This window comes from Verrucomicrobiota bacterium (genome assembly GCA_039192515.1).
Classification (GTDB): Bacteria; Verrucomicrobiota; Verrucomicrobiia; order Methylacidiphilales; family JBCCWR01; genus JBCCWR01.
The window spans coordinates 1-17,267 of sequence record JBCCXA010000052.1; the positions used below are offsets into that span (position 1 = coordinate 1).

A 17,267-nucleotide genomic window follows, 5' to 3' on the forward strand; every position below is an offset into this window, starting at 1 on the left:
GTGAGCCAATGGTCAGATCTTTCTGGTCTAGGAAATCATGCAACTCCCAGTAAGGGAGCCGTTACCTATCCGAGTTTAGCTTTTTTCCCTTCCGGACTCAAAGGCCTTGATTTTGGAAGTGGACGCAACACCTTGGAACTGTTCGATGCCCAAGAATCTGACGGCTTGCTCGACCAGACTGGTAGGGATGGTTTTGCTGCACTCATCGCTTACCGTAAAACCGGTAATCAAAGTGATCAACAGGATTTACTAGGTAATGTGTCAAAAACGGACGCTTCTCAGGATGGTGGATTCGTGGTAAGGCTAAGCTCAGGCGGAGTGCTACGTGCCATCATGGGGGATGTTTCACTCATCAGCACTGGAGATAATCTCAAAATAGGGGATTCTATGGTCATAGGCGTTCGCTACCTGGCTGATACCGGGCTCCTTGAGCTCTATAACTCTCTCGGGGACACAGTCGAGACGACCACGGTCGCTGCCACAGATTTTTCCAATTCCAGCCCACTGACTCTGGGTTCGGCGGACAAGCAAAGCCGTTACGCAATAGGAGTCATAGGAGAGGTCAAAATATTTAGCGGAGCCATGGATTCGGATGCATTCCAATCCGAGTGGTCCGCTTTGAACACTAAATGGATAACAAATGAAACCGACTATTGGGCTTCTGGACTGGGCTTTGATATTGGAAGCGAAGATGAAGACTTTGATGGTGACGGGGTATCTAATTTTATTGAATACGTTTTTGGTGGATCACCTATGGATAGCTCAGTGCAAATGTTTCCGGTTAAAATGAAAACCTCTGGAGATACCCTCGTTTACTCTCATGCTCGTCGCATAGATAGCAATGGCCTAACCTACCAAGTTCAAATCTCCCCCAATCTTCAGCCCGGCAGCTGGATGGATATCAATCCGAGTATCATTAATGTGGAGCCTATAGACAATGAATTCCAACTCATCGAGCTGGAGATACCAAGTGGTGAAGATTCCCTATTAAATGAGGGTGATGCTCTGTTTATTCGTGTGAAGGCTGTTTCCTCTCAGGAAACCGCCCCAAATATTCTTCTCATCCAAGCAGATGATCTTGGATATACCGATCTTGGTATTCATGGGAGCCAGATGGTTCAGACACCTCATTTGGATCGTTTAGGCCAGGAATCCATGCGTTTCGATCGTTTCTATGTGCACCCACTTTGTGCCCCTACGAGGGCTTCGCTCCTAACAGGTAAGCATTTCTGGCGAACAGGTGTTTACGGGGTGCATGGAGGAATGGATTTCATGAACTTGGATGAAACTACAATTGCTGAAGTATTGGGCAATGCTGGTTATCGAACTGGCATGTGGGGAAAATGGCATAGTGGAAAGTCAGACGGCTACTTTCCTTGGGACCGTGGTTTTGATGAGGCCTACATGGCCGAACTCTATGAATACAAAGATAATCAAGGGCTTCTAAATGGAGAACCGGCTCCTGCAAATGGATGGACTCCCGCGGTTCTTACCGACTACGCAGTGGATTTCATGAAAAGAAACCCGGATAAACCATTTTTCGCCTATGTTTCCTACCTGTCGCCACATGGAGAATGGGCAGCACCAGAGGAGTATATTGCACCCTATCAATCAGCTGGTTACTCAAAGAATAGTTCAACACTATACGGTATGATCAGTCACATGGACTATCACATCGGAAGGCTGCTGAACTCACTAGACGATTTGGGACTGCGGGAATCAACAATTGTTTTATTTATGAGCGACAATGGACCAGCTCGCAATGTATCTGGCTTTGATGTGACCGATGAAGAATGGATAGAGCGTATGGCTCCGCTTCTGCTAAGAGGTAAAAAATCCACGGTTTATGAAAATGGTATACGATCGCCCCTGTTTATCCGCTGGGGTGACCGCCTGAAACCAGAAGTAAATAATGAGATATTGACTATCATGGATATCCTCCCAACCTTAGCGGAGCTTGGCGGAGCAAAAACACCTGGAGGACTCGATGGAAAAAGCTTTTATTCTTTGCTAGAGAGTCCCCATAAAGAATGGCCTGAGCGAAACTTGTATTTTTCTTTGACTAAACCGAGTCTGCCAGGTGGAGTAGACTTGAAATACCAGCCTTTTGAGAAGCATACCCTTACAGCCGGTCCGCAACGCCTAGTGGTTATGGGAAATGGCCTAAAGCTTTTGAAGCGCAATGGTAAAGCGGACCTCTTTGACATAAGCGAAGATATAAGAGAACAAAACAACCTAAAGTCCAAGCAACCAGAAATAGCCAATTACTTGAGTGCTCAAGCTGATGCTTGGTTTGAGCGTATCCTGGAGGAGCCTGGGTCATTTACTCGTCCAACCATGCTCATCGGAAATAAAGAAAAAAAAGTGAGCGAGTTTCCTGCTTATTGCGTAGCGCAGACACAAGGCGGTCTTGAAAACAGTGCCTTTAAATTGAAAAATTGGAAAGAACTCGGAGACATCGCTACTTTCTATCTGCATATTCAAAGGCATGGAACTTACAACTTTGAAATCCTATTTGAAGATCAATTAAGTGCTTCGGCAGAATTTGAAATTGAGCTCGCAGGTCAGACCACTGTATGTAATACCGATGGCTTGGAAAAATCACATCAAGTGATTTCAGTGAATCCTATTGATGTCGAGCAAGGAGAGACAACCTTATCCATAAAACTGATCTCACCCCTTAGCACCGCAGTTGCTATGTCATCCATAACCATGAAGCGGGGGGACTGACAGAAACGGAAAAACTAAATTCCTTATGATGGTGCCCTAGAGCATTTTTGAATTTAACCCGAACGAGCAATAGAGCCTTAAAGATGAGTGCGAGATCTTTGCTTCAAGAAACAAAAAGCCTCTTGGAGAAATCAACTCTTGATACCGCTTCATCCACGCTCTTTTCCTTATGACTCAAGCTTTTAAGCATCTCGCTCCACTATCATTGAAAAATCCGAGTTAAATTTAAACATCCATTTTTGTCATATCTCCGCTCAATCAAGGTCTCTAGGAACCCCAAGTATTCATAGATTTTTGCACCGGGTCGATCCCTGACATCAGCACGAATCCAAGTATTATGGGGCTACGCATAGAGCCCTAGAGGCCTTTATTGGTCAAGCCAGAGAAAGAACAGGCTATAATGAAGCATTGTTACCTATTCATTAGAAAAGGTGCTGGTAAGTCCTTGCGCTAATTTGATAGAAAGTGATAGAGATAACTATCCTGAACTCTGTGCAATGTACCCATTCTCATCCCTTATCCACATTACAAGAAACTAGGACAGGATGCAGCAGAGATTTCCCCAGATTTCTCTACCGCACCTATTCTGATGAGCCTCATTTGGCGGAGAGACTGATATTGTCTAAGTAAATTTTATTGCCATCTTCTTTCGAATCCAATTGGAACTTGATTCTCGACCTATTATCAAATAAGTAGTCAGCCTTTTTAATGATAACCGATTTATTGTGCCGCTTCCCATTATCAAAATCTTTTCCTTTCTGGAATTCCGCAATTTGCAGCCATGTATTCGGCTTGCCATCATCAGTGCTATAATACAATTCAAGATTATGATCGTTCATCAAGTTTTCTGAAATAAATGAGAAATCAATTTTAAACTCTGAATACTTATACAAACGCAATGAATCTTTGAGCCTAATATGCGAAGATGATGTACCATCTCGCAATTCGACAGCTCCATGCTCAACACTATTTTTGTCGACTATTCGACAATCTTCTCCCCCATCAATGAAATAACGAAATCCTGAATCGAAATTTGCAAAAACAAGTTCTTGCCAGTCCGTGCTTCCACCTGACCCCGAATTGCGGCTAATTTTTAGATGAGCCATTTTAGCATTTTTGGCATTGGGGCCCTCCTTAATGGTAAGCCGGTTGTCATTCACAGTTACATCTACATTGTATTTATCCCATTTACCAAAACCATCAGGATCCTTGACATTAACCCCCTCGATATTCACTGAGTTAATTTGATTGGTCGCTACTGGGTCACCGCAAACGAGGTGTATGTTATAGTCCCCATTGGGTAATTCTATTTCCCACACTTTCCCATCAATGAGAATTAAGGTATTATTTTGTTGCTGTTTGTGACTGGTGTTCCGCTGGCGAGTTTGGTTCTTGTTGTTACTGTTCCAACCGTAGCGATGCCCGTTTTGTTCTGTGTAAACCATGCCGCAATCGGGATAAAAGCTCGCCGGCACTTGGCTACTTTTAGGCTGGTAGTTGATCCGTATGGGAAACTTAAATCCAGCATAGGGATCAGGATCTCCCAGCGGCGGATTATCATCGTCCCCCGGATCTGCAGGTGGCGTATCATCGTCTCCAGAATCTGTGTCACTATCATAAGATGGATCCCAGTCTATGAGTAGTGTATCCTCTACATTTTTTAGATAATGGAGACGAAAGCGCGCACAGACACATGACACGATGTCCGGATTAGATGAGCTACAAAAAAGGTGTCTTTGACTGTTTACCGTAACAAGATGACCCTTCTGATTTCTGAGCTCAAAGCTGCCGTCAGGGAATTCTGTTACAATAAAGTAGGCGTCACTTTTATGATTTGCATCTGCCACTAATCTCTGACTGCTTTCAACATAGTCATCGGTTAACTGGCTCTCAAACCAGACGACATCACCTGAACGAAACAGATTGAATTTATGTTTGGCTATAGCCTTGTTAGGAGAAGAAAGAGCTACCGAATTAACTACGCCATAATTGTCTCTGTCGGTGCTAACAGACCAAAAGCGCCCATCTTTCGCATTAGATATCACCACTGCAGTCTTGATGCTTTCCGCTAGTTCCGGCAATTGTATAACTTCAAAATGGCGGTCTTTATTTTCGACCCCACTAAACTTCCCGAATTTCACTTCGGTATCGGAATCGATATACATATTGAAGCGGTCTTTTACGCGTGCGCCGGGGTCATCAGAGAAGTTAAAACCACCGCTCCCAGATCTCTCAAATCTCAACTGGTTAGCAGGATTGGCAGAACGGCTGTAACTCGCTACCAAATCTCTATCCTTCATACTACTATTGCCGTTGGGCCCTACGTAATCTCCCATAGTGATGGACTGTAATTGGATCAAGTCTTTATGCACATGTTCATAGAGCCAAAAGATCGCTTCTGGATGTTTCTGCTCAAGATCGCCTAAATCACCATAATACTCGATCCCACGCAATCTCCTATCACTTGGTTTATTACCGGAATCGCCCAGAGAAAGAAAGAGACTGCTCTCTCTGGAACGAATGGCGACTGGAATGACCTCAGGGAAATGCATGTCTGGATCCTTGAAACTATTAAGACCAAAGGTGCCTTGAGTCGGGGTTTCCTCAACTTCATAAATAAAGAATTTACTACTATCCACTGTTTCCATCTCTTCATGCATGCCATAGTAGAGGTAATAGTCGTCATCTTTACCACCTTCGCCTTGGTGCACATTAAGAAACTTAAGATCGGAACCCACATTAGTAGCTTGTTGTGTGGTTACTCGGAGGCTGTAGGTGTTATCTATGTTATCTAACAGCTTGAATGTATGCTCCTTGTAAGGCACACTTCGGTCATCGCCTGGATTCTTTCGCCCCGCCCATACTTTATTCATTTTGCCGTTATAATCTTTTGCATCAGGAGTGCCATAATAGGCCAGACGATGGCCTGTAGCATAAGATTCAAGCCATATCTTATCGCCATCTACATACATCCAGAACTTACTTCTCTCTGGGAGGCATTCTAGAGAGTCTGCATAGGCTTCGCAGCGAACCCATCCATCACCATCCACATTCAAGTAACGGGAATTATCTAGAGAATAAATAGCCACCAAATTTAAAGCGGTATGTTGACGAGGATCATAGCTATGGTGAGGATTTGAAGTACCCACGAAAACCTCATCATCTGCGTCTCCCTGAAAGCCCTTCTTAATAACCAAGGCGTTGATGTAGTTCCACCTAGCAGTAAAACGCGTTTTTGTATGGCTCTGGACATATGTGATTTGAGTCCCCACCGATACATCCATAGTGAGATTCCCTACATTCTTTTTATTCCAGCCCCAGCCTTTACCAAGCATGTGCTGTGTAAAGCTTAATCTAGCAGGCCATGCTTCAAATTCAATTTTCGAGCCGGCGAATTTACCTTTTCCCAAAGGTATACTGCCTTTGAACGAGGTCCATACTTCTGCTAGAAAATAGAGATTATCGTTTGGAGTTTTAATCCCAAAGCTATCATTATTTAATATCAAATGTGCGTTATCTAGACCAACGCCAGCCTTAAAACTGAGAGCAAGTCCTGCTTGTGTCTTCCCACTCACTTTAATCACTAGCTCGACGTTATCGGCAAGCCATTCTTCACTATTCCTATTGGCAGCTAGAAAAAGCCCTTTATTAGTGGAGACATGAAGCTCCAGTTCTATTTTCCAGGGAGCTTGCTCTTCACCCGAAAGCTGAGAGGATACATAAAAGATAAAACTAGGAGAAAAATCCACCGCAGGAGGAGCAAAGACGTTACTTGCTAAAGCTTTGCGGTACTTCTGCATTTTTAATTCCTCAACTAAATCGAGGGCGATAGACTTATCGGGATTCACCAAAAAAGTCTCGCTGAATTGGGCCACTGATTTTGCGCTAACGCTATACCCAGGGGCCATGCTGAAAATTGATTGCTGGTTTGTCTTCAAATGCTTATGAAAACTTTCACTCAATGACCTAAGCATTTTCCGGCGCGCCTTCTCATCAATGGAATTGAAATAACCCAATGTCAATTCCCTATCCGAGGCTACTTTGAGCCATTTCTTAGTCTTGGATGCCATGACTTTGACAGCTTCATCTGAGGCATGCTTGATGAGACCCTTCACTCTCTTAACCAGATCCTTGAAATTACCTTGGAAATTCTTAAGATCGTTAATGGTGTTTAATCCAAGCTGTTCGACGTGAGCAGTAAATTTACCAGCTTGCACTGCTACATTCACAACACCATCGCCAAAATCGAGTGTATAGGCCCCCACATCGGTCACGATTTCGATGGTATGATTATTGAGGTATTCAAAACCTACAGCAATGGCATTGCCGAGATCATTGAAATCCGCTACCTGACGCATTGAGCCATTAGCCACACCGTTACCGAGCTCAGCCAACTGAATAGCCGTTACCTTACTTGTATCTTTTGTGAGATTTGCCAAATCCGAAATTTGTTTTTGGGTGTATTCTGAGAGAGCGGGAACCTTATTCCCGAACTCATCTTTAACAAATTTTTTTGCATTTTTAGGTAAGTTATTGATTGTCTTTTTCGCCTTCTTCCAAAAACCCGCATCCGCGCTAGACGTTATTATGACACCGATGATTAAAACAGATATGAATTTAAAGAGTATCTTACTAGATTCTACTTTCATGGTTTTGTTTATCCTTTATTTGGGTTCATACACTCTATTCCCCGGATATACCTAGAGCACTCTAGTTACCACCGTATTAATTGATGAAACCTAGGCACAGCCGAAAGAGCAGTAGCATTCCCGATATCTATAAGACCAAACAAAAGGCGTCGATCAATTAACCCGAACAAGCGAAAGCTTTTACACTACCGTGACACAACCGTGACATACTTAAAACAATCGTAACATAAGCATGAGCTTTTTAGTGGAAATGCTCTTTGTTTAGAAAGACGTCTGCAGGGAGAATCTATGGATATTGCAACTACCCAATCATACAGAACTAGCACTTAGATAAGAGTATTTAATGGAGTTTCAAACCGGATGATTTAGTAAAAGTGGAACGAGATGCGTAAAAGCTTGCACCACAAGAAAAAGAGGGCTGACGAAGATGTATTCCATCACCTCGTCTGAGCGTGGCTCTTATAGCCAAGCGAGTGCCAAACTATCAAGCGCGTGGAGCACCCATCCGGGTGGAATAGAGACATGGATCTCTATGGTTTATTCTATGCTTCCTGGCCATGATGTCGCGTGGAGCACCCATCCGGGTGGAATAGAGACATGGATCTCTATGGTTTATTCTATGCTTCCTGGCCATGATGTCGCGTGGAGCTTCAAGTCAATAGCATCAGTCAGGTTGGATTAAAACAACCATCTTCGTCATACTTCGCTTCAACCAAGGCATCTAGCGGGGCCAAGTGTTCACAGATTTTTGTGCCGGATAGATCCCTGATATCAACACGGATCCAAGCACCATAGTGCTACGCACAAAGACCTTGAGGGATTCACTGGTCAAGCCAAAGAGTGAACAGGCTGTAATGAAGCACTATTGCCTATTCATTAAAAAAAAGCACAGGTGATAAAAGAGTTTAGCTGAAGAATGCGTTACGGTGTCGCACCTTTGCTGGAATCACAGGATACTGCATGAAGAACATACCGATAAACTCTATGACATTATTTGCTTGAAGCCTTTATTTTACAAAAAAGTCTGCAAGTCTGAGTAGACCCTTTAATACCGGCCCCCATCTATGCAGTGGGCGCCACCCACACCAATCTTTCGATTGGCTTTGACCATGAATCAGTATGCGGTAGAGATTTCTTACATTCTTCTACCGCATCTGTCCTTTTTAGATTAACGCTTACGATGCCATAGAGGCTTAAAGCCTTACCAACCTTTTTGAACTTCTATGGCATCATTCGAATTTAATTGCTTAGCAAACCTGTTATCCGGATATTGTCCAAATAAACATCATCACTATTGCGCGAAGCATTACAACGGAAACGCACCCTCGTTTGGTCTGTGAAAGTAAAGCCGCTAAAAGTCACGGCATTGCCGATGTAGACAAGGTCGTTGCTGAACTCCTGGTCGAGCGTATAGGTCGCTACTGTTGAATAGTCCTGGCCTCCATTCGTAGAAATCTCTAGCAAGAAAGATTCTCCCGCATCGAAGTTGATGACTTGATAATCAAATTCCACAGTAATTTCTGAATAACTGCTCAGCGCTAAATCATCGGTAGTCACCACGGATGACGAAGTATCATCCTGCAAATTGATTACACCTTTAGACCCATTGATATAATTTCCGGATTTTCTGCGACGACAGTCCTTCCCGCCATCAATCCAATTTCCGAAATTACTCTCAAAGTCATCAAATTGAATTTCAACCTCAGTGGCAGCAGCAGATAACTGAATGAAATCCGTATCAAAGCTACTGGTCTCCATAATAACCCGCAAGGTCTGCACACCTGCCTCCAGTTGAATCGAAGGGATATTGACATCAAACCAGACATTCCAACCGGCACCACCTGTATTGAAAGTAATGGGACCTGTCAAATCGATCAGGGAATCCAAGTCGTTCGGGTCCACACCCCAGATGCTAAATGATTTATCTGTGGCTTCTGCGGAAGCAACCCTTGCCACCCCACTGTACGAGCCGGATTCTGTTACCTCAACGGTATACTCTAACCATTCGCCCTGAACCACCCAGCCAGTCGCATAGTTGTCCCCAGAAACATTTCTAAGATCAACATCGTCTGTGCGATACACCTGACCGGTGTTACCTGGGCTTGTATCGGAGTAGCTGACGCGAAAACCGGTATTTCCGAGGTTTAGACCTGCATCATAATCCTCCACCTCAATAGTGCCTGGGATAGTCGTATAGGGCTCTGTATATAAGCCTGCTGCATATTCGATACCCCGCAACATATGTTCGCGATACCACGCATACTTCTTTTGGAAAAAGAGCTGACGCCTTTGTCCAATCCCAGTGTACCAGGATCTACCTTTGCCATAGTCTCTGAACCAGTAGGGACCATAACCTTGATACCAGCTTATAGGATGCTCCGCGCCAAAACGAAAATCATGACGGCTCTGTTCAAAACTCGTACCATTCTTAGAAACATGTGGATATGAATTCTCGTCTACAAATAACAATGGCGTGAGTCCCTCAATTTCTAGAGGATTTTCTTCAAAATTATACCACTCATCAAAGAAGGCGATGTAGTTGGCATCCAAGTTATCAAACAAAGGGGTGACTATTCCAGGGTACTCAGGCGCTTTATAAAGATCAGCAGGAGCTTGAGGTGGGTGATCTAGAAAATTCGCTCCGATCAGTCCATCATACCAAGGCCACGTTCCTGAAACGTCGCAGGCGCCATGTATACCTACAAAACCGCCGCCGCCTTTGATGTAAGACTCGAAAGCCCCCTTCTGGCTAGCATTCATTAAAGGATCTGTAAGCGACTCAGAAGTGTGTAGGAAAATCACAGCCGCGTACTGAGCCAAGTTTGCCTCCGTAAATGCGGATGGATCATCCGTACTGTCGACTTGAAAATTGTTTTCCGTTCCCAGCTTTTCAATGGCTGCCAATCCATCTGGAATGGAGTCATGAACAAAGCCAGTGGCCCGCGTAAAGACCAAAACTTTATAGTTTTGGGCAGCTAATTCTTGCACAGATATCGCTAAAAGCGGCAAAATCAGCGAACATAATTTTAGGTGTCTTTTATAGGTATGTATCTTATTCAGTATATTCATGATGTTAAGTATATTAATTAGTTTGATGATAATTTAATTTGGATGCCATGTATCCAAATAAGGTGATGCGAGTATTTGATATGTATTCATATTAGTAAAGGACAAAATCGAAGTTTATTGATAAATAGATATAATTATCAAATTCGTGGAGGTTTTTATAATTTGTAAGACACAAAAACATGTCACTTGCATCGCCTTTCCTTCACACAAACGCCTGAAGATATCATAGAAGTCGAAGGAGATGGCTAAAAGCATGAGCCATAAGGAAAAAAGTCACCGAAGATGTATTCAATCCCACCGTCTGAGTCCGTCACTAGTGCCAGATCCAGTGCACCTTATGAACCTCAGCCTTTACTCAATAAATGACCATAACTCAGACCAAGAGCCTTTTCCCAATGACCTTGAGGAACCTTGCTGTCATAACCAGCTCGATCCCACTCAAGTTCGGACACTAGGGCCATATCCACCTATTCTGATATACACACACTCACCCTGTATCTAGCGTATTTTAGAATTTATTTTAAACACTCCATTTTTGTCCTACCCCAGTTCAACCGGAGTAACCAGGCATGTGGTTTTCCAGTTATTTTTAGAATATAGTTTATTTTGTGTTCGATAAAATCTGTTTTAAAAGGATACCCCATCCCTTTGATAGTAAGGACAGCTACTTGCCTAGCTAGTTTTGTAATCTTTGTTTTGATTCTTTGGCTAACTTCTTTGAGTTCGGTAAATCTATCATGGGTCGCTACGCCCATCAGACGCATGAGTTTTAAAAGCTCTGGATCTTCAAGAACCTCAACAGCCATGCTCGCTTTAAGTTTTTTTCTGCACGCTTCGGCTTCCATGAACTGGTTAAAGAAGTCTTGGAGTAAAAGCTTTTGCATCGGTTGCCACTTTCTTGCTTTAAGAGCTCGGTCTCTTTGGCTAGTTTGGGAAACATCGGTAATGTATGACTTCTTAGACGGCAGCATTGTGGTCGAGAGGTCGTTGACTCCTTTATGATCACTCGAAAAAACTTTCACCTCTCATAGCTATGTTAATTAGTTATGAGTCATTTTCTTAAACTTGTCTTTCTAGGTCCTGAATTTTTATCCAGCGTCATACTGACGAACCGGAGTACCAGTTTAGCTTATGTAGATCAATGTTTAGATCATGCGTTATAGATAAACATCAAGTTGCGGTAGATTTTTATCTAAATCAAATTCCGCGTTTTTGGTTGCTCCATTTGGCAATTCTACCTTTATTTCATACTCGCCGTAGAAACCGCGTATTTTAACTTTGCCTTTTTCTTCAAGTGTAACAGATTCTCGGGTCCACCACTTCTCTTTGATCAGTTTTTTAAGTGCTAAATAGGCCGGTTTCGGATTATTCTGTCTATCCAGTAGACCACATGGATCACCATTAAGTGTATAAAGATCCGAAGGCCACCAATAGACGATTCCTTGTACACGAGGATGGCTAAACATGATTGTGTAAACCGAAATGATGTCCTGGACATGCTTTTTCTCTGTTTCGGGGTTAGAAACCCATTCTCCAGCTTCATTCTTAAAACCTTCACTGATACTTAGTTCCGTAAAGTAGATAGGTTTGCCATAGGCCTTAAACATCTCTACCATCGCCCAGATTTCTTCTAGCGGCTGCCTTGGCCTCCAGTGATAATGGGATTGAATGCCTATGATATCTACCAGGTCAGCTCCGTTAGGGTCGGCTCCTAGTAAGGGGTCGATCCCCATCGTTTTATATTCTTGAACCGCTTGAAAATCGTTGACTGCCAACATGGCAAGAGGATCTACTTTTTTTGCCTCTTGATAAAGTTGCTTATAATAGTTCTCAAACCCGACCTCTTTAGTGGCTGCAATGAGCTTTTTACCTTCAGCTCTCTCTCTAAACCAGCCGGATGGCTCATTGAGGATTTCATAGGTATCAATCCGACCTTTGAAATAGCTCATAAAATCACGGACGCGTTTTAGCTGGGCTTTACGAATTTCTTCAGCGCTCAACTTTTGGACCCAAAAAGGTTCAGGCACCCAGTTCCAGGCCAAAGGATGGACCTTTGTTGCTAAACCGTGTTTTTCCGCCCAGGCCAGAGTTTGCTCGGTGATTTCATATTTGGGCTGACCGGGTTCGGGTTCATAACGGGACCAAAAGCATGTGATTGTTAAGTAGTTAAAAATATCCAAGAAATGCGTCTCAAATTTTTTTGCTAGCTCAGGCAAGGTCTCAAAACGGTTCACCATGCCTTTATCATAGTTAAAGAGCCATGTCGCATTGCTGCCAAAATGAAAGGCATGTTGCTTCATATTGATTGAAATTTTTGTTCCCACGGGCAATGGCTTTTTGTCTCTATCATAGAGATTTAGCGTAACACTTCCTTTCCGGTGCTTTTCAATCCGGGCATTGGCTCCTTTTAACACCGCTTCCTCTGATTTTTTATCTTCGATCATCTTGAAATCAGTCCAGTCCTGACCTTCCTGGGCATACAAAAAACTGTATAACACGGATAGCATTATCAGCATGAATACTATTAGATTTTTCATGATTGCTTTTCTATATCTATGGGCGGGGGGGCTTGTAGTAATTTAGCTTCCAGTATTATGGATACACCTTTTCGATTTTTAGGGGAATCTTAATTCCTGGTTTTACCACGCTTTAGTTCTTAACATCTGTGTGCTCACACCTCTTTCAAGCAATAGGAGTTGACATAGAAAGCGAACCGTTTCTAAATTACGCCCTCATACTACTTTTATTCTCATGAAAGCTACCATGCCATTACCCTTCAAAGGCCAGGAGAGAGACGGGTTACGTCTAGACATAAGGCTTTTCACATTCCTGATACTCATTTTAAGTGTTTTCCTAGCTGAGTCACCAGCAGCGCAGCAGAACACGAATTGGACCGAGTGTTCGGTTAATTGGAGAGCCACCGGCTCGTTCGCTCTAGATCTATCGCCATTTCTTAAAGCTCCTGCCGGAAAGCATGGACCGATTCGAGCTAAAGACGGACATTTTTTCACTGGAGACGGTGAACGCTTTAGGATCTGGGGATTCAACCTTACAGGAAGCACCTGCTTTCCCGAGAAAAGTGACGCCCCTATGTTCGCTGAATTTATAGCCAGACGTGGCATTAATTCTATCCGCTTCCACTATTTGGATTCAAATTGGGGTAATAATGCGACGCTATTCGACCCCGACCTCGACCATACTCAAGCTTTACAAGCAAGTCAGCTGGATAAGCTGGACTTCTTTGTGGCAGAATTGAAAAAGCGCGGTGTCTACAGCAATTTCAATTTAAATGTAGGGCGCCATTTTCGCAAAGGCGATGAGGTCAAAGACTTTGAGCTGCTGGGTTTAGGCAAGACAGTCTCCTATTTCGACGAACGCATTCAGAAGCTTCATGCAGAATTTGCAAGACAACTTCTCACGCACGTAAATCCCTATACTGGACTCGCCTACATCGAAGAACCCGCACTCATGATTGTCGAATTGGTCAACGAAAATTCGATTGTCGAATCCTGGGTAAAAGGCCGTACTCAAGGCCAGTTAACGGAGCCCTCTCGCAGTATTTGGAGGGATATTCCCCCATCCTATGCTGAGAAGTTAACACAACATTACAATGAATGGCTCATGACCCAACTGAATCCCAAGGAGTTGAAGCGTTTGCGTCAGGAATGCCAAATTCAGCCGCATGAAAGCGTTCCGAGATTAGCTCCCTGGCAGTTTTCAAAAGCATCTAATTTGAGATTTCAAACTGAGGCTAGATTTTACATTCATTTAGAACTGCAGTACTTCAACCGCATGTATCGGTTCCTTAAAGATGAGCTAAAGTGCCAGGCTCTCGTAGTGGGAAGCAGTGACCACAATCACCACATGAGTGGATTGCCTCATCTGAAATCCACATCACAAATGGATGTCGTTGATAGCCACGTCTACTGGCAACATCCTGCAGGGAATTGGATGGAAGATATCCAAAACTCGGCCATGGTAAATGAACCTCTAAAATCCACAGTTGTTCAATTGAGTCGGTCCAAGGTTGTCGGCAAACCCTTTATCGTTTCCGAAACCAACCACCCTGCCCCCAGTGATTACGCCACTGAAGGAATCCCTATTCTCGCAGCATATGCGCAGTTCTTGGACTGGGATGGAATATACTTTTACACATTGAGTCACGGCTCTCCTAAAGAATGGGATACCCGGCACCCTATGCAATTCGATATGGGACCCGACCCTGTCAAGATGACCAATTTTAGCGCCGCCGCCTACATGTTTTACCGACAAGATCTGAAGATAGCCGAAAGAACGCATCGACTCAAGTATACCAATGAACAGGTGCTTGAATCCCTAAGACTTGAAGATCACCATTTCCCATTTTACTCACCTGGCTTGGATCCGGCTATCCCTCTCGTACATGGCTTGGAAATCGCAAACTTCGCCAGTAAGACGCCTGTAGCCCATCCCAAATTAACAAATACCGACCGCAACCGACTACTTTCCGATACCGGGGAGTTGGCATGGGTTACTAACACCGAAAGCACCATGGGCTACATCACTGTAAATACCCCCAAGACTCAAATATTATGCGGCTATATTGGCAAAGAAAACGCTTCCCTGGACAACCTTGCCGTGAATCTCGAGAGCGCCTTCTGCTCAATAATTATCAGCTCCCAGGATAACCTGCCCTTGAAGTCCTCCAGTTCTATTCTGGTGGCCGCAACTTCTAAGAGTGCTCCACAGAATATGAAATGGAAAGATCAGACGCTTCGCAAAACATTAATCCATTGGGGAGCGCTTCCAATGCAAATGAAAGCTCTGCAGGGCACCATTACGCTCAAGAATCTTGAAAAAGGTCGTGCTTTTCAAGTAACGGCTATGGATGCTAATGGCATGACCCTAGGACACCATATCGAAACACAAGAAAATACCGATGGGCTAAGCTTCAAACTAGGACACCCTGCAACCGTTTGCTACCAAGTCAAACGGTCAGAAACCTTCAATTAGAATCATTAAAAGCGTGGCTCATCCGACCCAAGGTGAGTCAATTCTTAATGCTCGTTAATGGGTCACTTTTACATGCGCGTTGACATTGCACCCACGTGGCAAAGGTTACCTAAATATGGATAAATTAACTCTACTCCAACTCAACTCTTGATCTATTGACAATTAACTAAGTACTCTTTGCTTACTTCTATTCTTCGCTTTTCCTTTTGTGCGAAACTTTTCGGACATCATCCGCCATGACACTTTCCTTATTAGCAGCGATGAGCCGCTAAGTCGAGAATTCTCCCAAGCCACGCTAGCACCAGACCATGATCAGCTAACGCTCACCCTAAGGCAAGGGAAGCAATAGTTATCAACCATTTTCAGAGATTTGTCTTTCTGCAGACTGACCCTCTTTCCTAATTCCCCAATGGGATCTCTGTTAATCCATCTTCCTAGGTTGGATGAGTAATAACGATATCCATAGTAGTTGAGCTGTGTTTCTGGATCAAAATACTTGGTGGAGAACTGGAAGGAGTTTGCGAAAGCATAGCTTCCAGTTGCTTCTCTAACTTTTCCAAAGGCATCGTAGCGGTAGGAGGCAGCCAGGTTGCCTGAGCTATCGGTGAGTTGCAGGACATTGCCGTTGGCATCGAAGTGGTAAGCGTAATCCGCAGATGACGCAGATGAGAAGTCTTTAATGAAGACCAGCCCTCCGACCCCACCAGCTCCTTGCATGGTGCCTGATAAGTCAATGCCCCAGGTGTATTGTTTAGCAAGGCTATAGGAACCGCCGGTGGTGATCTCTTCCTCGACTAAATTCAAGCTAGTCATTCTACCTTATCATCTATCAAAAAAGATTCCCATAGCACCAAATAACTATCAATTGGAGCGCCAACATCTGTATTCATAAGGCAGATAACTGGCGCATAAATAATTCTGCTATATGAACTAATTCTTTTCTTATAAGGATCCGAACACATTTTGAATGCAATATGAAAAGGTCCTATTGATAGAAAATAAAGTGCCAAGACAAGAAATAACAATATTATCAATCTAGCAGGACTTACCTCCCACTCGGGTACACCATGTTTCCTATTATTCACGGCACCTTTATTTTTTGTTCATCAAGAACTGATAGGTCATTAATTTTGCTGCTTAAGACTTTTCTAAATTGCTCATTCTCTGATGAATGTTCTTTACAAAATAATCAAATTCTCTGCGAGACCTCATCAGATTTATCAATTCTTGTAAGACAATCATTTGCTATATCTTGATGAAGTTTTTTCCTTAAAAATTGTCCATCATCATCCTCATTCAAGTACATTAGATAAACCATTCTTTGCATAGAAACCAAGTCCATATCTTTTTGGTTATGTTTCATGAATTCATTAATATTTTTCACTACTGTAGACATATCATCAACAGTGATTTCGGTTGTGCCGTAAAGATTTTTTAATGCTTGAATAAAAATGTTAACCCTTATAAGGCTATCTCGAATTTCTTCGGATGATAAATTAGAGCTACGTCTAATATTTAAATACTCTAAGTACCCCGGCGAAAGAATCATGGCAACTAGCATTAGAACAATCAAAGGAATCACTGCTAACGGTATTCTTGAGATCTTCATCGCGGCCTAAGTATTATTTTATATCTTGTGATAAAATTAATTTACTGTTTTTTATCTTGGCATATTTGAAATGCAATGTAAACGTCATGCAACGCACCGTTTGAAGTGGTTGGAGTCATAGATATCATAGGAGTTATGATGCTGGCAACTATGGCAGAAGAGAAAACGATCATACTAAAGACCGATGTCTTGGGCAGAGTGACGATGCCCAAGGAGAA

Annotated in this window: 9 protein-coding genes; 3 read left to right on the top strand and 6 right to left on the bottom strand. The window is 43.2% G+C overall.

Annotated features, from left to right (window positions below; all coding sequences use genetic code 11):
• Positions 1-2,730 (top strand): sulfatase-like hydrolase/transferase (locus AAGA18_14690; GenBank protein ID MEM9446588.1); only part of this gene is annotated, 2,730 nt, incomplete at its 5' end.
• Between the two features lie 596 nt (positions 2,731-3,326).
• Here the strand turns inward: AAGA18_14690 and AAGA18_14695 are convergent.
• Entirely contained in the window at positions 3,327-7,379 is a 4,053-nt protein-coding gene (locus AAGA18_14695) for a hypothetical protein (protein ID MEM9446589.1), read from the bottom strand.
• Positions 7,380-7,806: 427 nt separating this feature from the next.
• Here AAGA18_14695 and AAGA18_14700 point away from each other — a divergent pair, with 427 nt between their 5' ends.
• A complete protein-coding gene (locus tag AAGA18_14700) occupies positions 7,807-8,061 on the top strand; it encodes a hypothetical protein (GenBank protein ID MEM9446590.1) in 255 nt (84 codons plus the stop codon).
• A 557-nt stretch (positions 8,062-8,618) separates the two neighbouring features.
• Here AAGA18_14700 and AAGA18_14705 read toward each other — a convergent pair.
• The 3 genes from AAGA18_14705 to AAGA18_14715 form a co-directional block, all read right to left on the bottom strand.
• Positions 8,619-10,448 (bottom strand): ThuA domain-containing protein, encoded by a 1,830-nt coding sequence (locus AAGA18_14705; GenBank protein ID MEM9446591.1) that lies wholly within the window; start codon positions 10,446-10,448, stop codon positions 8,619-8,621.
• 515 nt (positions 10,449-10,963) lie between these two features.
• Entirely contained in the window at positions 10,964-11,470 is a 507-nt protein-coding gene (locus AAGA18_14710) for a hypothetical protein (GenBank protein MEM9446592.1), read from the bottom strand.
• Between the two features lie 135 nt (positions 11,471-11,605).
• A complete protein-coding gene (locus AAGA18_14715) occupies positions 11,606-12,985 on the bottom strand; it encodes an endo-1,4-beta-xylanase (GenBank protein MEM9446593.1) in 1,380 nt (459 codons plus the stop codon).
• Between the two features lie 214 nt (positions 12,986-13,199).
• On the opposite strand from AAGA18_14715, the gene AAGA18_14720 reads away from it, so the two are divergent.
• The gene (locus AAGA18_14720; protein MEM9446594.1) at positions 13,200-15,440 is read left to right on the top strand and encodes a hypothetical protein; all 2,241 of its coding nucleotides are present in this window, start codon (positions 13,200-13,202) and stop codon (positions 15,438-15,440) included.
• 312 nt (positions 15,441-15,752) lie between these two features.
• On the opposite strand, the gene AAGA18_14725 is transcribed toward AAGA18_14720, so the two are convergent.
• Together AAGA18_14725 and AAGA18_14730 are read right to left on the bottom strand one after the other, a co-directional pair.
• Positions 15,753-16,253, bottom strand: coding sequence for an RHS repeat-associated core domain-containing protein (locus AAGA18_14725; GenBank protein ID MEM9446595.1), 501 nt, complete (start codon positions 16,251-16,253; stop codon positions 15,753-15,755).
• A 376-nt stretch (positions 16,254-16,629) separates the two neighbouring features.
• Positions 16,630-17,049: a hypothetical protein gene (locus tag AAGA18_14730; protein MEM9446596.1), complete on the bottom strand. Its 420-nt coding sequence runs from the start codon at positions 17,047-17,049 to the stop codon at positions 16,630-16,632.
• Positions 17,050-17,267 lie beyond the last annotated feature (218 nt).

Bases quoted from the DNA above. Each gene is read 5' to 3' on its own strand.
- AAGA18_14715 (MEM9446593.1), bottom strand. From the start codon at position 12,985: ATGAAAAATCTAATAGTATTCATGCTGATAATGCTATCCGTGTTATAC.
- AAGA18_14695 (MEM9446589.1), bottom strand. From the start codon at position 7,379: ATGAAAGTAGAATCTAGTAAGATACTCTTTAAATTCATATCTGTTTTA.
- AAGA18_14700 (MEM9446590.1), top strand. From the start codon at position 7,807: ATGTATTCCATCACCTCGTCTGAGCGTGGCTCTTATAGCCAAGCGAGT.
- AAGA18_14720 (MEM9446594.1), top strand. From the start codon at position 13,200: ATGAAAGCTACCATGCCATTACCCTTCAAAGGCCAGGAGAGAGACGGG.
- AAGA18_14705 (MEM9446591.1), bottom strand. From the start codon at position 10,448: ATGAATATACTGAATAAGATACATACCTATAAAAGACACCTAAAATTA.
- AAGA18_14730 (MEM9446596.1), bottom strand. From the start codon at position 17,049: ATGAAGATCTCAAGAATACCGTTAGCAGTGATTCCTTTGATTGTTCTA.
- AAGA18_14725 (MEM9446595.1), bottom strand. From the start codon at position 16,253: ATGACTAGCTTGAATTTAGTCGAGGAAGAGATCACCACCGGCGGTTCC.